This window comes from Neobacillus sp. S1115 (assembly GCF_055385565.1).
Map to the genome: position 1 here is coordinate 1,689,255 of NZ_AP038275.1, position 13,842 is coordinate 1,703,096.

18 protein-coding genes are annotated in these 13,842 nt (G+C 40.8%); 11 read left to right on the forward strand and 7 right to left on the reverse strand.

Going from position 1 to position 13,842, the window contains the following annotated elements; all coding sequences use genetic code 11:
• Positions 1–41: 41 nt before the first annotated feature.
• Positions 42–905, forward strand: a complete 864-nt coding sequence (locus tag ACZ5B7_RS08265) for a CvfB family protein (protein ID WP_464493404.1) — start codon at positions 42–44, stop codon at positions 903–905.
• A gap of 72 nt (positions 906–977) precedes the next feature.
• Entirely contained in the window at positions 978–1,109 is a 132-nt protein-coding gene (locus tag ACZ5B7_RS08270) for a DUF3941 domain-containing protein (RefSeq protein ID WP_213116644.1), read from the forward strand.
• Positions 1,110–1,197: 88 nt separating this feature from the next.
• Here the strand turns inward: ACZ5B7_RS08270 and ACZ5B7_RS08275 are convergent, their stop codons facing one another.
• Positions 1,198–2,058: a DegV family protein gene (locus tag ACZ5B7_RS08275; RefSeq protein WP_464493405.1), complete on the reverse strand. Its 861-nt coding sequence runs from the start codon at positions 2,056–2,058 to the stop codon at positions 1,198–1,200.
• A gap of 111 nt (positions 2,059–2,169) precedes the next feature.
• Here ACZ5B7_RS08275 and ACZ5B7_RS08280 point away from each other — a divergent pair, with 111 nt between their 5' ends.
• Positions 2,170–3,012, forward strand: a complete 843-nt coding sequence (locus ACZ5B7_RS08280) for a YitT family protein (RefSeq protein WP_464493406.1) — start codon at positions 2,170–2,172, stop codon at positions 3,010–3,012.
• A gap of 18 nt (positions 3,013–3,030) precedes the next feature.
• Complete coding sequence (locus ACZ5B7_RS08285; RefSeq protein ID WP_464493407.1) at positions 3,031–3,795, forward strand: BsuPI-related putative proteinase inhibitor; 765 nt, start codon at positions 3,031–3,033, stop codon at positions 3,793–3,795.
• A 173-nt stretch (positions 3,796–3,968) separates the two neighbouring features.
• On the opposite strand, the gene ACZ5B7_RS08290 is transcribed toward ACZ5B7_RS08285, so the two are convergent.
• From ACZ5B7_RS08290 to ACZ5B7_RS08300, 3 genes are all read right to left on the reverse strand, one after another.
• Complete coding sequence (locus tag ACZ5B7_RS08290; protein WP_464493408.1) at positions 3,969–4,154, reverse strand: DUF3813 domain-containing protein; 186 nt, start codon at positions 4,152–4,154, stop codon at positions 3,969–3,971.
• A 2-nt stretch (positions 4,155–4,156) separates the two neighbouring features.
• On the reverse strand, positions 4,157–4,309 hold the full coding sequence (locus ACZ5B7_RS08295) for a hypothetical protein (RefSeq protein ID WP_213116639.1): 153 nt from the start codon (positions 4,307–4,309) through the stop codon (positions 4,157–4,159).
• Positions 4,310–4,422: 113 nt separating this feature from the next.
• Complete coding sequence (locus ACZ5B7_RS08300; RefSeq protein WP_464493409.1) at positions 4,423–5,235, reverse strand: Cof-type HAD-IIB family hydrolase; 813 nt, start codon at positions 5,233–5,235, stop codon at positions 4,423–4,425.
• 167 nt (positions 5,236–5,402) lie between these two features.
• On the opposite strand from ACZ5B7_RS08300, the gene ACZ5B7_RS08305 reads away from it, so the two are divergent.
• The 3 genes from ACZ5B7_RS08305 to ACZ5B7_RS08315 all read left to right on the forward strand — a co-directional run bounded on the left by ACZ5B7_RS08305 (position 5,403) and on the right by ACZ5B7_RS08315 (position 7,355).
• On the forward strand, positions 5,403–5,711 hold the full coding sequence (locus ACZ5B7_RS08305) for a metal-sulfur cluster assembly factor (RefSeq protein WP_213141026.1): 309 nt from the start codon (positions 5,403–5,405) through the stop codon (positions 5,709–5,711).
• A 15-nt stretch (positions 5,712–5,726) separates the two neighbouring features.
• Positions 5,727–6,065: a DsrE family protein gene (locus tag ACZ5B7_RS08310; protein ID WP_213141025.1), complete on the forward strand. Its 339-nt coding sequence runs from the start codon at positions 5,727–5,729 to the stop codon at positions 6,063–6,065.
• 165 nt (positions 6,066–6,230) lie between these two features.
• Entirely contained in the window at positions 6,231–7,355 is a 1,125-nt protein-coding gene (locus ACZ5B7_RS08315; RefSeq protein ID WP_464493410.1) for a TIGR04053 family radical SAM/SPASM domain-containing protein, read from the forward strand.
• A 41-nt stretch (positions 7,356–7,396) separates the two neighbouring features.
• Here the strand turns inward: ACZ5B7_RS08315 and ACZ5B7_RS08320 are convergent, their stop codons facing one another.
• Positions 7,397–8,095, reverse strand: a complete 699-nt coding sequence (locus tag ACZ5B7_RS08320) for a Crp/Fnr family transcriptional regulator (RefSeq protein WP_213141023.1) — start codon at positions 8,093–8,095, stop codon at positions 7,397–7,399.
• A 223-nt stretch (positions 8,096–8,318) separates the two neighbouring features.
• Between ACZ5B7_RS08320 and moaA the strand changes: the two genes are divergently transcribed.
• The gene (gene moaA, locus ACZ5B7_RS08325; RefSeq protein WP_213141022.1) at positions 8,319–9,335 is read left to right on the forward strand and encodes a GTP 3',8-cyclase MoaA; all 1,017 of its coding nucleotides are present in this window, start codon (positions 8,319–8,321) and stop codon (positions 9,333–9,335) included.
• 603 nt (positions 9,336–9,938) lie between these two features.
• Here moaA and ric read toward each other — a convergent pair.
• The gene (ric, locus tag ACZ5B7_RS08330; protein WP_464494456.1) at positions 9,939–10,634 is read right to left on the reverse strand and encodes an iron-sulfur cluster repair di-iron protein; all 696 of its coding nucleotides are present in this window, start codon (positions 10,632–10,634) and stop codon (positions 9,939–9,941) included.
• A gap of 224 nt (positions 10,635–10,858) precedes the next feature.
• Here ric and ACZ5B7_RS08335 point away from each other — a divergent pair, with 224 nt between their 5' ends.
• Positions 10,859–12,124: a molybdopterin molybdotransferase MoeA gene (locus ACZ5B7_RS08335; protein ID WP_464493411.1), complete on the forward strand. Its 1,266-nt coding sequence runs from the start codon at positions 10,859–10,861 to the stop codon at positions 12,122–12,124.
• On the forward strand, positions 12,112–12,666 hold the full coding sequence (gene mobB, locus ACZ5B7_RS08340) for a molybdopterin-guanine dinucleotide biosynthesis protein B (RefSeq protein ID WP_464493412.1): 555 nt from the start codon (positions 12,112–12,114) through the stop codon (positions 12,664–12,666). The genes ACZ5B7_RS08335 and mobB overlap by 13 nt, the downstream gene beginning before the upstream one ends.
• Before the next feature lie 19 nt (positions 12,667–12,685).
• Here mobB and ACZ5B7_RS08345 read toward each other — a convergent pair whose 3' ends face one another.
• Positions 12,686–13,378 (reverse strand): Crp/Fnr family transcriptional regulator, encoded by a 693-nt coding sequence (locus ACZ5B7_RS08345; RefSeq protein ID WP_464493413.1) that lies wholly within the window; start codon positions 13,376–13,378, stop codon positions 12,686–12,688.
• A gap of 259 nt (positions 13,379–13,637) precedes the next feature.
• Between ACZ5B7_RS08345 and ACZ5B7_RS08350 the strand changes: the two genes are divergently transcribed.
• The gene (locus ACZ5B7_RS08350) at positions 13,638–13,817 is read left to right on the forward strand and encodes a YjzC family protein (protein WP_213116628.1); all 180 of its coding nucleotides are present in this window, start codon (positions 13,638–13,640) and stop codon (positions 13,815–13,817) included.
• Positions 13,818–13,842: the final 25 nt, after the last annotated feature.

The window sequence follows — 13,842 nt, forward strand, 5'->3', positions numbered from 1 at the left end:
CTAAAGGAAAACTCCAAGATGGAAAAGGGGAGTATAAGATAATGGCAATAAAAGAACTTATAGGACAAACAACAACTTTAACGGTAGCCCGTCAAGCTGAATTCGGCTATTTTTTAACAGATGGCGAAGAAGATGTATTGCTTCATAATAATGAAGTGAATCGAGAGGTTGCGGAAGGCGACGAGATAAAAGTGTTTATCTATGTGGATTCTCAGGGACGTCCTGCGGCCTCCACGACGATACCTGAAGTGGCCGTCGGCCGCTACGCCTGGATAAAGGTGATAGATGTAAAAGAGGAGATCGGTGTCTTTTTAAATATCGGGTTAAAGAAAGACATTCTCCTTGGTGCCGAAGATTTACCAGTGCATAAATCGGTTTGGCCCAAGGAAGGGGATATGGTTTATATAACCCTAAGGGTCAACCGGAATAATCTTTTATACGCCAAGCTTGCCAGTGACCAGGTTATCCAATCTATTGCGGTGAAAGCATCGAGACAAGAATTTAATAAAAATGTGCAAGGGTATATTTACCGAACGGCCAAAGTCGGCAGTTGGCTTTACACTATTGAAGGCTTCAAAGGGTTCATTCATGAGTCGCAGCGTCGGATTGAGCCGCGCCTGGGTGAGAAGGTTGAGGGGCGAGTCATTGATATTAAGGAGGACGGAACGATAAACGTTTCCTTACTTGCAAGAAAACAGGAGTCCCAGGATTCTGATGCAGCCAAACTATATGAATATCTGATAAGCAGAAATGGTGCCATGCCGTACAGTGACAAAAGCATGCCAGAAGACATTCAAGAGCGTTTTGGCTTAAGCAAAGCCGCCTTTAAACGAGCTCTGGGTAAGCTCATCAAAGAAGGAAAGGTATACCAGGAAGACTTTTGGACCTACGTCAAGAAGGAGTAGATTTTGGCGTACATACTCTTTTCCAAATTGACAGACACTATTAAGCGAAAGCAGATGGAAAGGGGTAAGGACATGCCACACACATCCGATAATGATAAAAAGGCACAAGACAATAATGCACTGCACCATGAAAAAAATATGATGCGAGAAAAAAATCGTCAAGCAGGCAAAAATCAGTACTCGAAGAAAACAGATCATAAATGAAAACTTGCCGATAGGACGGTTCATGAGGCGTAGTTGAATTTATGCAATTAGCAAAATAAAAAACAGAGCCCAGAGCTCTGTTTTTTATTTATGAAGGAATTTTATTTAAGAAGAAAATGGAGATGGTCCCTGCTCCAGTATGGGCCCCAATTGCTGAGCCGATGGAGGAAATATAAACTTCTTTTGGCTGGAATTCCTCCTCAAGCATTGCTTTTACTTCTAGTGCCGTCTCTTCATTATCCGCATGGCTGATGCCAATAATCTGGTTTGACAGGTTCTCGCCACGTTCATATGCCAGTTCAATTAGGCGCCGGAGCACCTTTTTCTTACCGCGAATCTTTTCAATTGGAACCAGTTTGCCGTCTTCCACATTTAAAACCGGCTTAATATTTAATAAGCCCCCAAGAAATGCCGAAGCTTTTGAGACACGGCCGCCTTTAGCTAAATAATCCAAATCTTCAACCGTAAAAAGATGCTCCATATGGTTTGCTCTATACTGAACATCCCTTAAGATTTCATCCTTTGCTGCATTTTGTGCTGCAAGTTTCGCTGCTTCCATCACAATTATGCCTTGGCCGAGAGAGGCACATTTGGTATCGACAATGGTTAAATTGAAATTTGGATATTTTTCCTTGACTTGGTCAAGAATCATAACAGCGGTTGAATATGTTCCGGATAGTTCGGATGAAAAGGCTATGTATATTCCGTCTTCATTATTTTCCGCCATTTTTGTGAATACTTCCTCAAACAGAAGTGGTGAAACCTGAGAAGTTTTCGGTACTGATCCATTCCGGATAGAATTATAAACCGCTTTCGGGTCAATGCTTTTGACATCTTCATATTCTTCACCGTTAATGAGGACCTTTAAGGGAAGTAATGTGACGTTGTTTTCTTCATAAAAACTTTTAGGTAAATCGCATGCGCTGTCAGCTAGTATTTTTACCTGCATGAAGCTCACCTCATTCAAAATCATATCATACTCGTTTTAAGTGTATAGGTTTCATATGGAAAAAACAATTAAATTGTTAAGGTTGAAGTAAAAATAAAGGGGGATTTATCAATGGTTTGGCAGGAAACAAAAAAAATCGTCATCGTCATTGTGGGTGCTTTTTTGACTGCTCTTGGAATGAATTTATTTCTTATTCCCGCAAATGTCTATTCAAGCGGTTTTACAGGAATTGCTCAGTTGCTTTCTAAAGTATTGACCGAATATACTCCGTTGAATATTTCAATGGGGGTCTTGCTGTTGTTATTAAATATTCCAGTTGCGTTTCTGGGATGGAAGAAGGTAGGGAAGTCCTTTACCATTTATAGTTTTCTTAGTGTTGTTCTTTCATCATTATTTCTGGAGCTTATTCCAATCCATCGGATGTCTCATGATATTTTGCTTAATGCTGTCTTTGGCGGCGTCATTATTGCGGCGGGCGTCGGGATCACCTTAAAATGGGGCGCCTCTACCGGAGGGCTTGATATTATTGCGATGGTGCTTTCAAGAATGAAGGATAAACCGATTGGTCCATATATGCTTCTCTTAAATGGCATTATTATTATTACAGCAGGTTTCCTGTATGGCTGGGAAAAAGCTTTGTACACGCTTGTTTTTTTATACACTTCAACAAGGGTGATCGATGCGATTCATACGAGGCACGCTAAGCTTACCGCGTTTATTATTACGAAAAATGCGGATGAGCTTAAGAAAGCGATTCATAAGAAACTGGTCAGAGGAATCACCATGCTTCCGGCGAAAGGTGCTTTTTCTAACGAAACAAAAGAAATGTTAATGATCGTCATTACGCGCTATGAATTATTTGATTTAGAGAGAGTAATTAAAGAAGTGGACCCCCATGCGTTTACAAATATAATTCAAACAACCGGAGTTTACGGTTTTTTTCGCAGAGACTAAAGGAAAAAGGAGCTCAATATGCGTATATTATGTTGTATCATGTTACTTTTCTTTCCGATGGTAATAAAAGCAGATGCAAATGGGGTGGACCAATTGGCATACAAATTTTATGTAATCCCAACAAGCATGCCTGAGCAATTAACGATCGAAATGTTTTTAAAAAATGAGGAGGATTTCCCGCTCCATTTTGAATTTCCCACTTCACAATTTTATGAAATTAAAATTTTCGATACTGCAGCCCGTGAAGTATATGACTACTCAAAAGGACGGTTTTTCCTTCAGGCGTTTCAAACCATCAATCTTAAAGCCCATGGCAGCAAGAAGTGGCTTGAGACGTGGGACTATCATTTTATGGGAGAAAGAGTTCCAGCGGGGGAATATACTATCCAAGCCGTTTTAAGGGCAGCAAGCTTAAACGGCAAACCGATAACTGACCGCTCGAAACTGACCATAACGCATAAAATATATGTACCTGAGGAAAATGCTGTTTTCCGAAATATAAGGGTATCAGGAGCAAAAGGAAACTACCGAGTCAGCGGAGAAGTAAAGTCACCAAGCAGGGTGGTTTATTATTCGGTGGAGGATGGGCATAGAGAATTCCTGAGGGAGCAAAAGCTTGATGTTACTGGAAAAGGTGACCAGTGGAGACCTTTTAAAGTAGATATTCAGATTCCAGCTGAAAAGCTTCCAAACCATGGCGGTGTCTTTCTGAATTTTTACGAAAAAAATGCTGAGGGCGGGAGGAGTAATCCTTACCCTGCATTATTAGAAAGATTTGAATGAAAAAAGCGGAAGTCGCCTCCCAAGGTACTTCCGCTTTCCTCATTTACTGTCCAGCTTCAGCGCCTAGGGGCTCGCAGGTCTACAGCCAATCCGTCAAGAAGGCTAAAAGGCAGCCTTCTAGCCGGCTCGTCTTATGCCTGTCGCCCCTGTTCAAGGCACTTCCGCTTTTCTTATCATTGGATCTGGTCAAGCTCTTGTTGCATTTCTTGGAGCTGTCTTTGCTCAGCGACCGTCGAGTTGGCATAAGCAGAACTTAAGGCATTCTTGGCTTTGGCCACTGCCGTGTCGCGTTCACCTGGGCCGGCAGTTTTTGCCGATTCAACAAATCTACGTGCTTCCTGGAATAAACGGTTACCCATCGTTAAATTCCTCCAAGCGAGGATTCTTGCACATTGGCCATTTTCTGAGCTTCTGCTTCAGCGTAGGTCATGTGATAAGGAATCCGTTCTGAATGCTTGTTGACCGAATCCTTTCCTTGCTGGACAAAGCGTTTTGATTTGTTTGATCTACCCATTCGAATCCCTCCAATATGCTAAAAGCTCGGATTGAAACAGCTTAGCTGCTTCATCCATAGTATGCTCCAACATTGAGGGGTTCATATAGGTAAACAATGGTGAATAGGTGTAATTATTTTAACCGTAACAAATCCGTCAAATATTCTGCGACTCCATCTTCTTCATTGGTAAGAGTAACATCATTGGCAATATTTTTTACTTGGTCAATGCCATTTCCCATCGCAATTCCATAACCGGCGTATTCAAGCATTTCCAAGTCATTATCTTCATCGCCAAAGGCAATCACTCTTTGCTTGGAGATACCATAATAATCCGCCGCTTTCTTTAACCCTACTGCCTTATTTAAGCCGGACTTAATGATTTCGATAACATGCCATGGGGCAGCCCAGCTGCGGTGATCGATGACTTCGGCATGTGCATCAGATAGATGGTCGCGGATCTTCTTTAATTGGTCTTCCTCTGTATGGATGAGCAGGCTAGTTGGTGAATCCTTCAAATAATTACTTAAATCGCCCGTAGTAATATTGGGATGGCCAAAATTAAAAATCTCAATCAGCTTTTGGTCATGATAATGAAAATAGACATCATCCATTACTTCAGCGATGATATTATGAAAATGAAAGCTGCGGCAGGCCTCGACAATATCTTTTGCAACATGGATATCAAGCGGCTCATGGAAAAAGCCCCATTTCGGGTTCCGGGGATGATGCATGAAAGCCCCATTGAAATTAACGATCGGGGTATCTAAATCCAACTCTCGATAATACATTTCGCTGGAACGATATGGCCTCCCAGTGGCGATCATCACGATATGGCCAGCTTCTCTTGCTTTTTTTAAAACTTTCTTCGTTTTTTCCGAAATCGTTTTATCATCTTTTAATAAAGTTCCGTCTAAGTCCAATGCGATTAAATGTCTTTCTGTCATTTGAAACCTCTCTTTGGAAGTATTTGTTTCTATTATCAATATGTTATCAATTTATATTTAAACTGTAAAAAAATTCACTTCAAATGTTTCTGAAACGCGCTATACTGGTTTTCGAAATACCTTTTGTTATAATGGTTACAATAAAACTGAACAGGAGTGAAGATAAAATGAATGAAGATTTAAAAGAAAATATAATGGGTGCCCTTGAGCTTGTTATTGACCCTGAGCTTGGCGTCGATATCGTCAATTTAGGTTTAATATATAATACTGAAATGGACGACGAGGGAAAACTGACGGTTACAATGACATTAACAGCAATGGGTTGCCCACTTGCCGGAACAATTGTTGATCAGGTGAAAAGAGCATTGTCTGATATTCCGGAAGTCAAGGATGTCGATGTCAATATCGTCTGGAATCCTCCTTGGAATAAGGACATGATGTCCCGTTATGCAAAAATTGCACTGGGAATTCGTTAAGGGACCATCCGCAGCATGAAAAATAAAGTCATTTTAGTTAGTTCAAATCAGTTGGGCAAAGGCGACCAGGTTTTAGGAGAGAATGTTTTAGAGACTTTCTTTACTGTTTTAAAACAAAGAGAGGAACTCCCAGCAGCTGTTTTTTGCATGAACAGTGGGGTATTCACGTTGACTGAGGATTCCTTTGTATCCGTTCATTTAAAAGAGTTGGAGGATAAGGGTGTTAACATTTTTGCGTGTAAAACCTGTGCCGACCACTATGGTGTTAGTGAAAAATTGACAGTTGGCAAAATAAGCGGAATGGCTGACTTTGTTGAGCTTGCCTCCAAATACGAAGTTTTAACGATCTCATAAAACAGCAGAGCTTTTCGCTCTACTGTTTTTTTTCATTCACAAATCGTCCATATAATGAAAAAGGATTGTGAGGAAGTTCACTTTTTTCAAACATAAACATCTTTATAATACGAAGTAATAGGGCTATTTAGTTTGAACTAGCCGTTTTATAGGAGGCGTTTCAAGATGGATTTTAGCCGAGACTTTAATAAAGATCCGTTTATTGTGATATGGGAACTAACTCGAGCTTGTCAATTAAAATGTTTGCACTGCCGCGCAGATGCCCAGTATACGAGGGACCCTCGAGAACTTACGCTTGAAGAAGGCAAGCATTTGATTGATCAGATATATGAAATGAATAATCCGCTTCTTGTATTTACCGGCGGAGATCCGCTTATGAGAGAGGATATTTTTGAAATTACCAAATACGCAGTCTCAAAAGGGGTACGTGTTTCGATGACACCAAGCGCTACTCCTAACGTAACAATTGATGCGATGCGTAAGGCTAAAGAAGTCGGACTTTCGCGTTGGGCGTTCAGCCTTGATGGTCCTACTGCTGAGATTCATGACCATTTTCGCGGGACAGCGGGCTCTTTTGACTTAACAATGGAACGAATTAAATATTTACATGAACTGGAAATGCCGATTCAGATTAATACCGTAGTATCCAGATATAATTACGAACATCTTGATGAAATGGCGAAATTGGTTGAGGAATTAAAATGTGTTCTGTGGAGTGTCTTTTTCCTTGTTCCGACCGGAAGGGGACAGGTATCTGATATGATATCGCCTGTGGAGCATGAAAAGGTGCTAAGATGGCTCTATGATCTAAGCAAGCGGGTTCCTTTTGATATTAAAACCACGGAGGCGATGCATTACCGCCGTGTGGTAATCCAGCAAAAAATGCGTGAAGCCAAAGAAAAGACAGAGGAAATCAGCTATTTATCTGCGTTGACAGAAAAAGGCTTAACGGGCTCAATTGATGGTCTGGGCCGTGCACCAAAGGGTGTAAATGACGGCAATGGATTTGTGTTTATATCCCATATTGGGGATGTCTATCCGAGCGGCCTGCTTCCGGTTAAGGCCGGAAATATTAGGGAAACCCCTCTGGCGGAAATTTACCGCGAGTCGCCAATCTTTAAGGCACTTAGAAACCCAGATGGATTTAAAGGGAAATGCGGTGTCTGCGAATTCCGACATGTTTGCGGCGGCTCAAGATCAAGGGCATACGCCATGACTGGGGATTATTTAGAAAGTGAACCATTCTGCGTTTATATTCCTAAGGCTTTAAGAGAAAAACAGACACAATAAATTTATAGAGGCAATCGATTTTCGATTGCCTCTCTCAATAACTATTCAATGCTGCAATAAACAGTGGAACAATTTTCACAGCCAATTTCATCTTTTAAGTATTGCAAATCCAGGACGGTAATTTTACCTCGTTTAATGGAAATGATGTTATCACGCTTCAGTTCACTTAAGATACGGTTTGTACTTTCCCGTGAAGTGCCGCAGAAATTTGCCAGCTCTTGATTGGTCAACGGCAGGTCGATTAATATTCCATCACTTTTTGGTACTCCATAGCTATTGGTCATCCGGATTAAAGTTGAAAATAAGGCGCCGCGCTTTCCGTTTAGGACAAGGTCGCGGAATTTTGTCTGCGTTTTGCGGAAGTGATCGCTCATCCACTTCATAAATTCAAAGGCTAGCTTACTGTTTTGGAAAATTTCACTTTCAAGTACTTCTTTTTTTATTGCCGCGATTTCACCTTCTTCAAGAACCTTGGCACTTAATAAATATTTTGGACTATCAGTGAAAAGGGTTAATTCTCCGCAAATATCGTTTTCTCCGCAAATTCTTAGTGACAGCTCCCGCCCGTCTGCTGTAATTTTGCTGATTTGAATTTTACCGGAAATAATGACATATAATTCATCAGCGAGCATCCCTTCCTGAAATAGAAATCTTCCCCGTTCGCTTTTAAACTTCCGATCAGCAAATTTAAGCAGTTCTTTTATTTCAATTGAATGAGTTGGTTTCATCGTCGTAATCATTTTTCTCCACCCCTGTACTATATTTCTATATAAATAACTTGGATTCGTTAGTAACATTTTATATCAAGATTAGCCACGTAGAAGTAGTAAACAATGACAATATAGTGAAAACTGGACAATTTTTTTTAGGGAAATATGGATAGTGAAGAAAGTAACAGTATTTTTTAAATTCATCTGTTACAATGGTATAAAATGAGCTTCTTTATTTATTGGAGTTGATTAAATGGAAAAAACAATCATTACAGATAAATTTAATAGACCATTAAGGGATTTAAGAATTTCCGTTATTGATAGATGTAATTTTCGTTGTCAATACTGTATGCCAGCAGATCAATTTGGGCCGGATTTTGAATTTCTGCCAAGGAGTGCCCTCCTGACCTATGAGGAAATTGAACGGTTAGGAAAAATCTTCGTGCAGTTAGGCGTGAAAAAAATCCGCTTGACAGGCGGTGAGCCGCTGTTAAGAAGGGATTTACCGATTCTCATTGAAAAGCTAGCCGCCATTGAAGGCCTTAGTGATATTGGCTTAACAACAAATGGCGTTCTTCTTCCTAAATTGGCTGCGAAATTGAAGGAAGCAGGCTTGAAGCGAGTGAATATCAGTCTGGATAGTCTAGATGATGAATTATTTGGCAAAATCAATGGCAGGGGAATTGGGACCGGTCCTGTTCTAGAAGGTATTCAAGCCGCTAAAGATGCAGGATTAGGCGTTAAATTAAATATGGTTGTCAAAAAGGGTTTAAACGACCAAGACATTATTCCAATGGCTAAATTCTGTAAAGAAAAAGGGCTGGAGCTCCGGTATATTGAATATATGGATGTTGGCTCCACCAATGGCTGGAAAATGGATGATGTTGTGACGAAAAAGGAAATTTACGAAATGCTCAAGGCGGAATTTGAATTGGAACCAGTTGACCCTGCTTACTTTGGTGAGGTTGCTAAGCATTATCGCTATAAAGGTACCGATGTCAATGTTGGTTTTATTACCTCCGTCTCGGAATCGTTCTGTTCCAGCTGTACCCGGGCCCGTCTTTCAGCGAATGGCCAGATTTTTACTTGCTTATTTAACGGTAATGGCCATGATCTTCGTAATTTCATGAGAAACGGCGCATCTGATGAACAACTTTTTGGAAGAATTGCGGAGATTTGGAACGGTCGTAATGATAGATATTCGGATGAAAGAACGGCCGAAACAAACAAAAATCGTAAAAAAATCGAAATGTCTTATATCGGCGGGTAAACAAACCGCAAACGAAAGAAAACAGCCTGCATTGTAGGCTGTTTTCTTATGATTATCCCTGCTAACGGGCCTGTTGATTTCCGCTCCGGGTACTCGCTTTCCGCGGGGAGGTCCTGGAGCCTCCTCGGCGCCGAAAGCGCCTGCGGGGTCTCCAGTGACCTCTATATCCCGCAGGAGTCGAGTGCCCTCCGCTCCAATCAACAGGGAGACAAATCAACCTCATATATTGCAACACACTTATTCTAACGCTTGCTAAAGCGTGTTTATTTTTCGATATTTTGAAAATTTTAATTTCAATTGCTTTTATGAGGGACATTTCACGCCTGGATTCCATCGATTTTATCCTTCATCTTGTAAGTTGAGGTTTCTATTTGGCTACACCTGTTGATTGGCGCGGAAGGTGCGAAGACTCCTGCGGGAGTACGGGGCAGGGGAGACCCCACAGGAGCTTTAGCGACGAGGAGGCTTCCCGGCACGCCCGCGGAAAGCGAAGCACCTGGAGCGCTAATCAACAGACCTGTTGAAAGCTTTAAGAAAAATAAAAGGCTATCGAAAGTTATTCCGACAGCCTAACAGCCTGCAGTGAAGGCTGTTTTGTTCTTCTTAGATATATCTAGGGAATAGAATGTTATTTTCCAAATGAACATGCATAAAGGTTAGTCCTTCGAGTTCTTCTAAACGGCTATAGACTAGCCGGTACGTACCGCAGGCATCAAGCGGCGGTGTAAAGTCGCCGGTAATCTCCCGAAGCTCTTTCAATATGGCACCGGCATGGTCATGTTCTTTTTCGAGTTCCACAATCATGTTAATCGCTTCGTCGCGGTTTTCAATTGTCCCGTCCGCTAGTTTTCTAATGATTGGGAAGACAATTTCTTCTTCCTTTGCCATATGTTCTAACAATTCCTTTTTAAATTCATGGTAAAGCTCATAAACCTTTAGCAATTCCGGATGATTATCCCCATGGACGCGGGACACCTTTGTCACATAAGGACTAAGCATTTTAAATTCTTCTTCCGTTGCCCGGTGATAGTTAGCGATCACATGGTCAATGATGGTGTTGGAATCAGAGTTAGTCCAAACTTCTAAATCGGTCTCTTTGGACTCATTTTTTTCATAAACCGCTTTTAAATCCTCTAAAATAGCATCGATATTAAGATTGCCTTGGGTTGCAGCTTCGGAAAGCGGGATGTTACCGCCGCAGCAGAAATCGATTCGATAAGATTTAAATACATCACTTGTTTTTGGTAATTCATTTACAATATCTTTAACTAAAGAATTTGCGGAAAATGAGAATGTCAACATGAATCTTCCTCCTTGATAAAAGGTTTGGTTTCTAAACTAAGCATAATGGAAAATCAAATTTAACTAGGTGACTAAAATCACACTGCAAGCGTGAATTTTTATATTCTTCCGTGAGAAAGTTTCGAATTTGTGACTTTTGATATGTCTATTAGTTTTTTGTAAGCTTATAATGGATACAGTTAAAATACATAACGTTCAAAAATGATAGGAGCCGATGAATTTTGTTTGAAAGACGACAACCCATTCCAATCGGAGAAGCAGTTCAAAAAATAATGCAATACCAATTGTCCGGTGAGACGGAATATATCAACATTGAAGAAAGCTTTGGCCGATTTTTATCTAAGGATTTAGTTGCCACCTGCGATGTCCCTCACTTTGACAGGGCACCCTATGATGGTTTTGCTGTTAAAGCAATAGATACACAAGATGCATCCCAAGCTAATCCGGTGGAATTTGAGGTAATTGACCATATTGGTGCGGGGATGGTTTCCAACATGACCGTAACAGAAAATCAGGCAGTCAGAATTATGACTGGTGCGATTATGCCTGAAGGAACTGATGCTGTTGTTATGTTCGAAGTAGCGAAAACCTACGAAAAAGATGGGAAGCCGTTTATGGCCATTAAGCGCAGTTTTAAAAAGGGGGATAACGTTTCCTTTCGTGGGGAGGATGCGAAAGAGGGCGAGGTATTAGTTAAAAAAGGTACACTAATTAACCCTGGAATTCAAGCCATGCTTGCCACTTTTGGCTATAAGGATGTTCCCGCAGCCAAAAAACCGATTGTTGGCCTGTTTGCAACTGGTACGGAATTATTGGATGTTGGCGACCCTTTAGTTCCTGGCAAAATCCGCAATAGCAATTCTCATATGATTGCCGCCCAGATTGAGAGGGTTGGTGGTATCGTTCACTATTTTGGAAAGCTTCCAGATGAATTTGATACCTGCTTCGAGGCTGTGAAAAATGCCGTAAACAAGGTTGATTTGTTGATTACGACTGGCGGGGTTTCAGTTGGTGATTTTGATTACCTGCCAGAGATTTACGAAAAGCTTGGTGCCGAGGTTTTATTTAATAAAGTGGCAATGCGGCCTGGAAGTGTTACAACAGTGGCCAGCCATAACGGAAAGCTCCTTTTTGGTTTATCCGGTAATCCGTCTGCTTGCTATGTTGGATTTGAATTGTTTGCAAGGCCAATTTTACGCAGAATGCTTTTTTCTGAAAAACCTCATTTAAGGAAGGAGCAAGCAATCCTTGAGGTGGATTTTCTAAAAGCTAATCCATTTACAAGATTTGTGCGCAGCTCTGTTTTTATCGAGAACGGCCGGTTAAAGGTGACGCCAAGCGGTCTGGATAAATCCAACATTATCATGAGTCTTGCCGGTGCAAACTCATTAACCATCCTCCCGGGTGGCACACGTGGGTTCGCTGCCGGAACTGAGGTAGATGTTCTTTTGCTTGAAGATCAGTTTGGCAGTGAATGGCCTTGGTAAGACCGGTCATATTTCAAGTTACCGGTTACCAGGATAGCGGGAAAACAACATTTATTGAAAAGCTTCTTCATGGATTGAAGGCAGAGGGATTAATGACGGCTGTTATTAAACACCATGGTCATGGCGGTAAACCAGATGTTTTGCCTAAAAAGGACTCAACCAGACATCTTGCAGCGGGTGCGATTGCTTCGATTGTCGAAGGAGAGGGAAGGCTACTCCTGCAAACCGAACAGTTAGAGTTCAAATTGGATAAACAAATAAACCTGCTTGGTTTATTTAATTTGGATATTATCTTGGTTGAAGGCCATAAACAAGAAAGTTTTCCAAAGATGATCCTCCTGCGGGATAAGCGTGACCTTTCGCTAATAAGAAAGCTAAAAAATATTGCAGCGGTTGTTTATTGGGAGGAAGAGCTGGAGGGGGCAATAAGTGAGGTTTTGGAAGTTCCATGCTTTCATATTGGTGATGCAAAAGCTGAGCAACAGATTGTTCGATTATTAAAACAGATGCATGATAAGGAAACGGCTGACTCGAAAAACTGAGTCAGCCGCTAATTTGATTTCAATCTACCCTGCAAATATCCTCAGGGCAATCTTCGCAATCAATTTCATTTTTTAAATAATCAATGTCATGAATGGTGATTGTGCCTTTATTTATGGAAATAACCCCTGTCTTCCTTAAGTCAGCCAATAGTCGATTGACAACCTCCCTGGAGGTTCCACAGAAATTAGCCAGTTCCTGATTGGTTAAAGGCAATTCAATCAGGATGCCCTTGTTCGTTTTGACACCAAAACTATTGCTGATTCGAATTAAGGTTGAATATAAGGCGCCTTTTTTTCCGTGTAAAACCAAGTCGCGAAATTTTGTTTGAGTTTTTCGGTATTGAAGGCTCATCCATTGAATGAATTCAAATGAAAGAGGAAGATTTTGCGATAATTTTTCCTCCAGAAACTCTCTCTTTATTACCGCCGCTTCACCGCTTTCAATAATTCGTCCGCTTAACAGATATTTTGGCTGAGGGGAGAATAAATGTAATTCCCCCACAAAATCTCCGCTTGAACACATCCTTAAGGTAAGCTCTCTACCATCAGGAATAATTTTACTAACATGAAGAATCCCGCTTTTAACAATATATAGCTCATTTGCTGGCATTCCCTCTTGAAACAGAAAGGAGCCTTTCTCCATTTTCTTTGTATGTTGTACTGTTTCGAAAAGACGCGACAATGTGACAGGCATTTCTTTAATGGACTGCATGCCGATACCCCCTTTTAATGGGAACTTAAAAGCGATGAATCGCTCAGTAAAAATTTACTAGATATTACTGTAATTATATTGTTTATAATGAATCAATCGCAATAAATGGATGGATAAGTTCATATAATCGTCAAAATTTGGGTACAAAGCAATATTTCTTAGGAAATATTGTCGAACCTTGTAAAATTGAAGGAACTTCCTTTAATGAACCAAGGCTTAAAGGGAATAATAAAATCGAAATAGATAAGGAGGGAAAAACATGGGACAAAGCCGTCAATTCGGGCCGGGAAAAAAAGCACCGAATAATGGTGTTTATATTGAAGTTGGGGATACAGGCGATAACGTAGTCAATCCGAAAAAAATAAAGTTAAAAGCCGGCGACAGATTTCCGGAGAACTCAAATGATGACCGTGTATGGACTTACCAGAGAAAGCCATGATTAATATAAATTTGTTGAAAGAGCT

Excerpts from the sequence above, each read along its gene's own strand:
- ACZ5B7_RS08265 (WP_464493404.1), top strand. The coding sequence starts at position 42 with ATGGCAATAAAAGAACTTATAGGACAAACAACAACTTTAACGGTAGCC.
- ACZ5B7_RS08270 (WP_213116644.1), top strand. The coding sequence starts at position 978 with ATGCCACACACATCCGATAATGATAAAAAGGCACAAGACAATAATGCA.
- ACZ5B7_RS08275 (WP_464493405.1), bottom strand. The coding sequence starts at position 2,058 with ATGCAGGTAAAAATACTAGCTGACAGCGCATGCGATTTACCTAAAAGT.
- ACZ5B7_RS08280 (WP_464493406.1), top strand. The coding sequence starts at position 2,170 with ATGGTTTGGCAGGAAACAAAAAAAATCGTCATCGTCATTGTGGGTGCT.
- ACZ5B7_RS08285 (WP_464493407.1), top strand. The coding sequence starts at position 3,031 with ATGCGTATATTATGTTGTATCATGTTACTTTTCTTTCCGATGGTAATA.
- ACZ5B7_RS08290 (WP_464493408.1), bottom strand. The coding sequence starts at position 4,154 with ATGGGTAACCGTTTATTCCAGGAAGCACGTAGATTTGTTGAATCGGCA.
- ACZ5B7_RS08295 (WP_213116639.1), bottom strand. The coding sequence starts at position 4,309 with ATGGGTAGATCAAACAAATCAAAACGCTTTGTCCAGCAAGGAAAGGAT.
- ACZ5B7_RS08300 (WP_464493409.1), bottom strand. The coding sequence starts at position 5,235 with ATGACAGAAAGACATTTAATCGCATTGGACTTAGACGGAACTTTATTA.
- ACZ5B7_RS08305 (WP_213141026.1), top strand. The coding sequence starts at position 5,403 with ATGAATGAAGATTTAAAAGAAAATATAATGGGTGCCCTTGAGCTTGTT.
- ACZ5B7_RS08310 (WP_213141025.1), top strand. The coding sequence starts at position 5,727 with ATGAAAAATAAAGTCATTTTAGTTAGTTCAAATCAGTTGGGCAAAGGC.
- ACZ5B7_RS08315 (WP_464493410.1), top strand. The coding sequence starts at position 6,231 with ATGGATTTTAGCCGAGACTTTAATAAAGATCCGTTTATTGTGATATGG.
- ACZ5B7_RS08320 (WP_213141023.1), bottom strand. The coding sequence starts at position 8,095 with ATGATTACGACGATGAAACCAACTCATTCAATTGAAATAAAAGAACTG.
- moaA (WP_213141022.1), top strand. The coding sequence starts at position 8,319 with ATGGAAAAAACAATCATTACAGATAAATTTAATAGACCATTAAGGGAT.
- mobB (WP_464493412.1), top strand. The coding sequence starts at position 12,112 with ATGGCCTTGGTAAGACCGGTCATATTTCAAGTTACCGGTTACCAGGAT.
- ACZ5B7_RS08345 (WP_464493413.1), bottom strand. The coding sequence starts at position 13,378 with ATGCAGTCCATTAAAGAAATGCCTGTCACATTGTCGCGTCTTTTCGAA.
- ACZ5B7_RS08350 (WP_213116628.1), top strand. The coding sequence starts at position 13,638 with ATGGGACAAAGCCGTCAATTCGGGCCGGGAAAAAAAGCACCGAATAAT.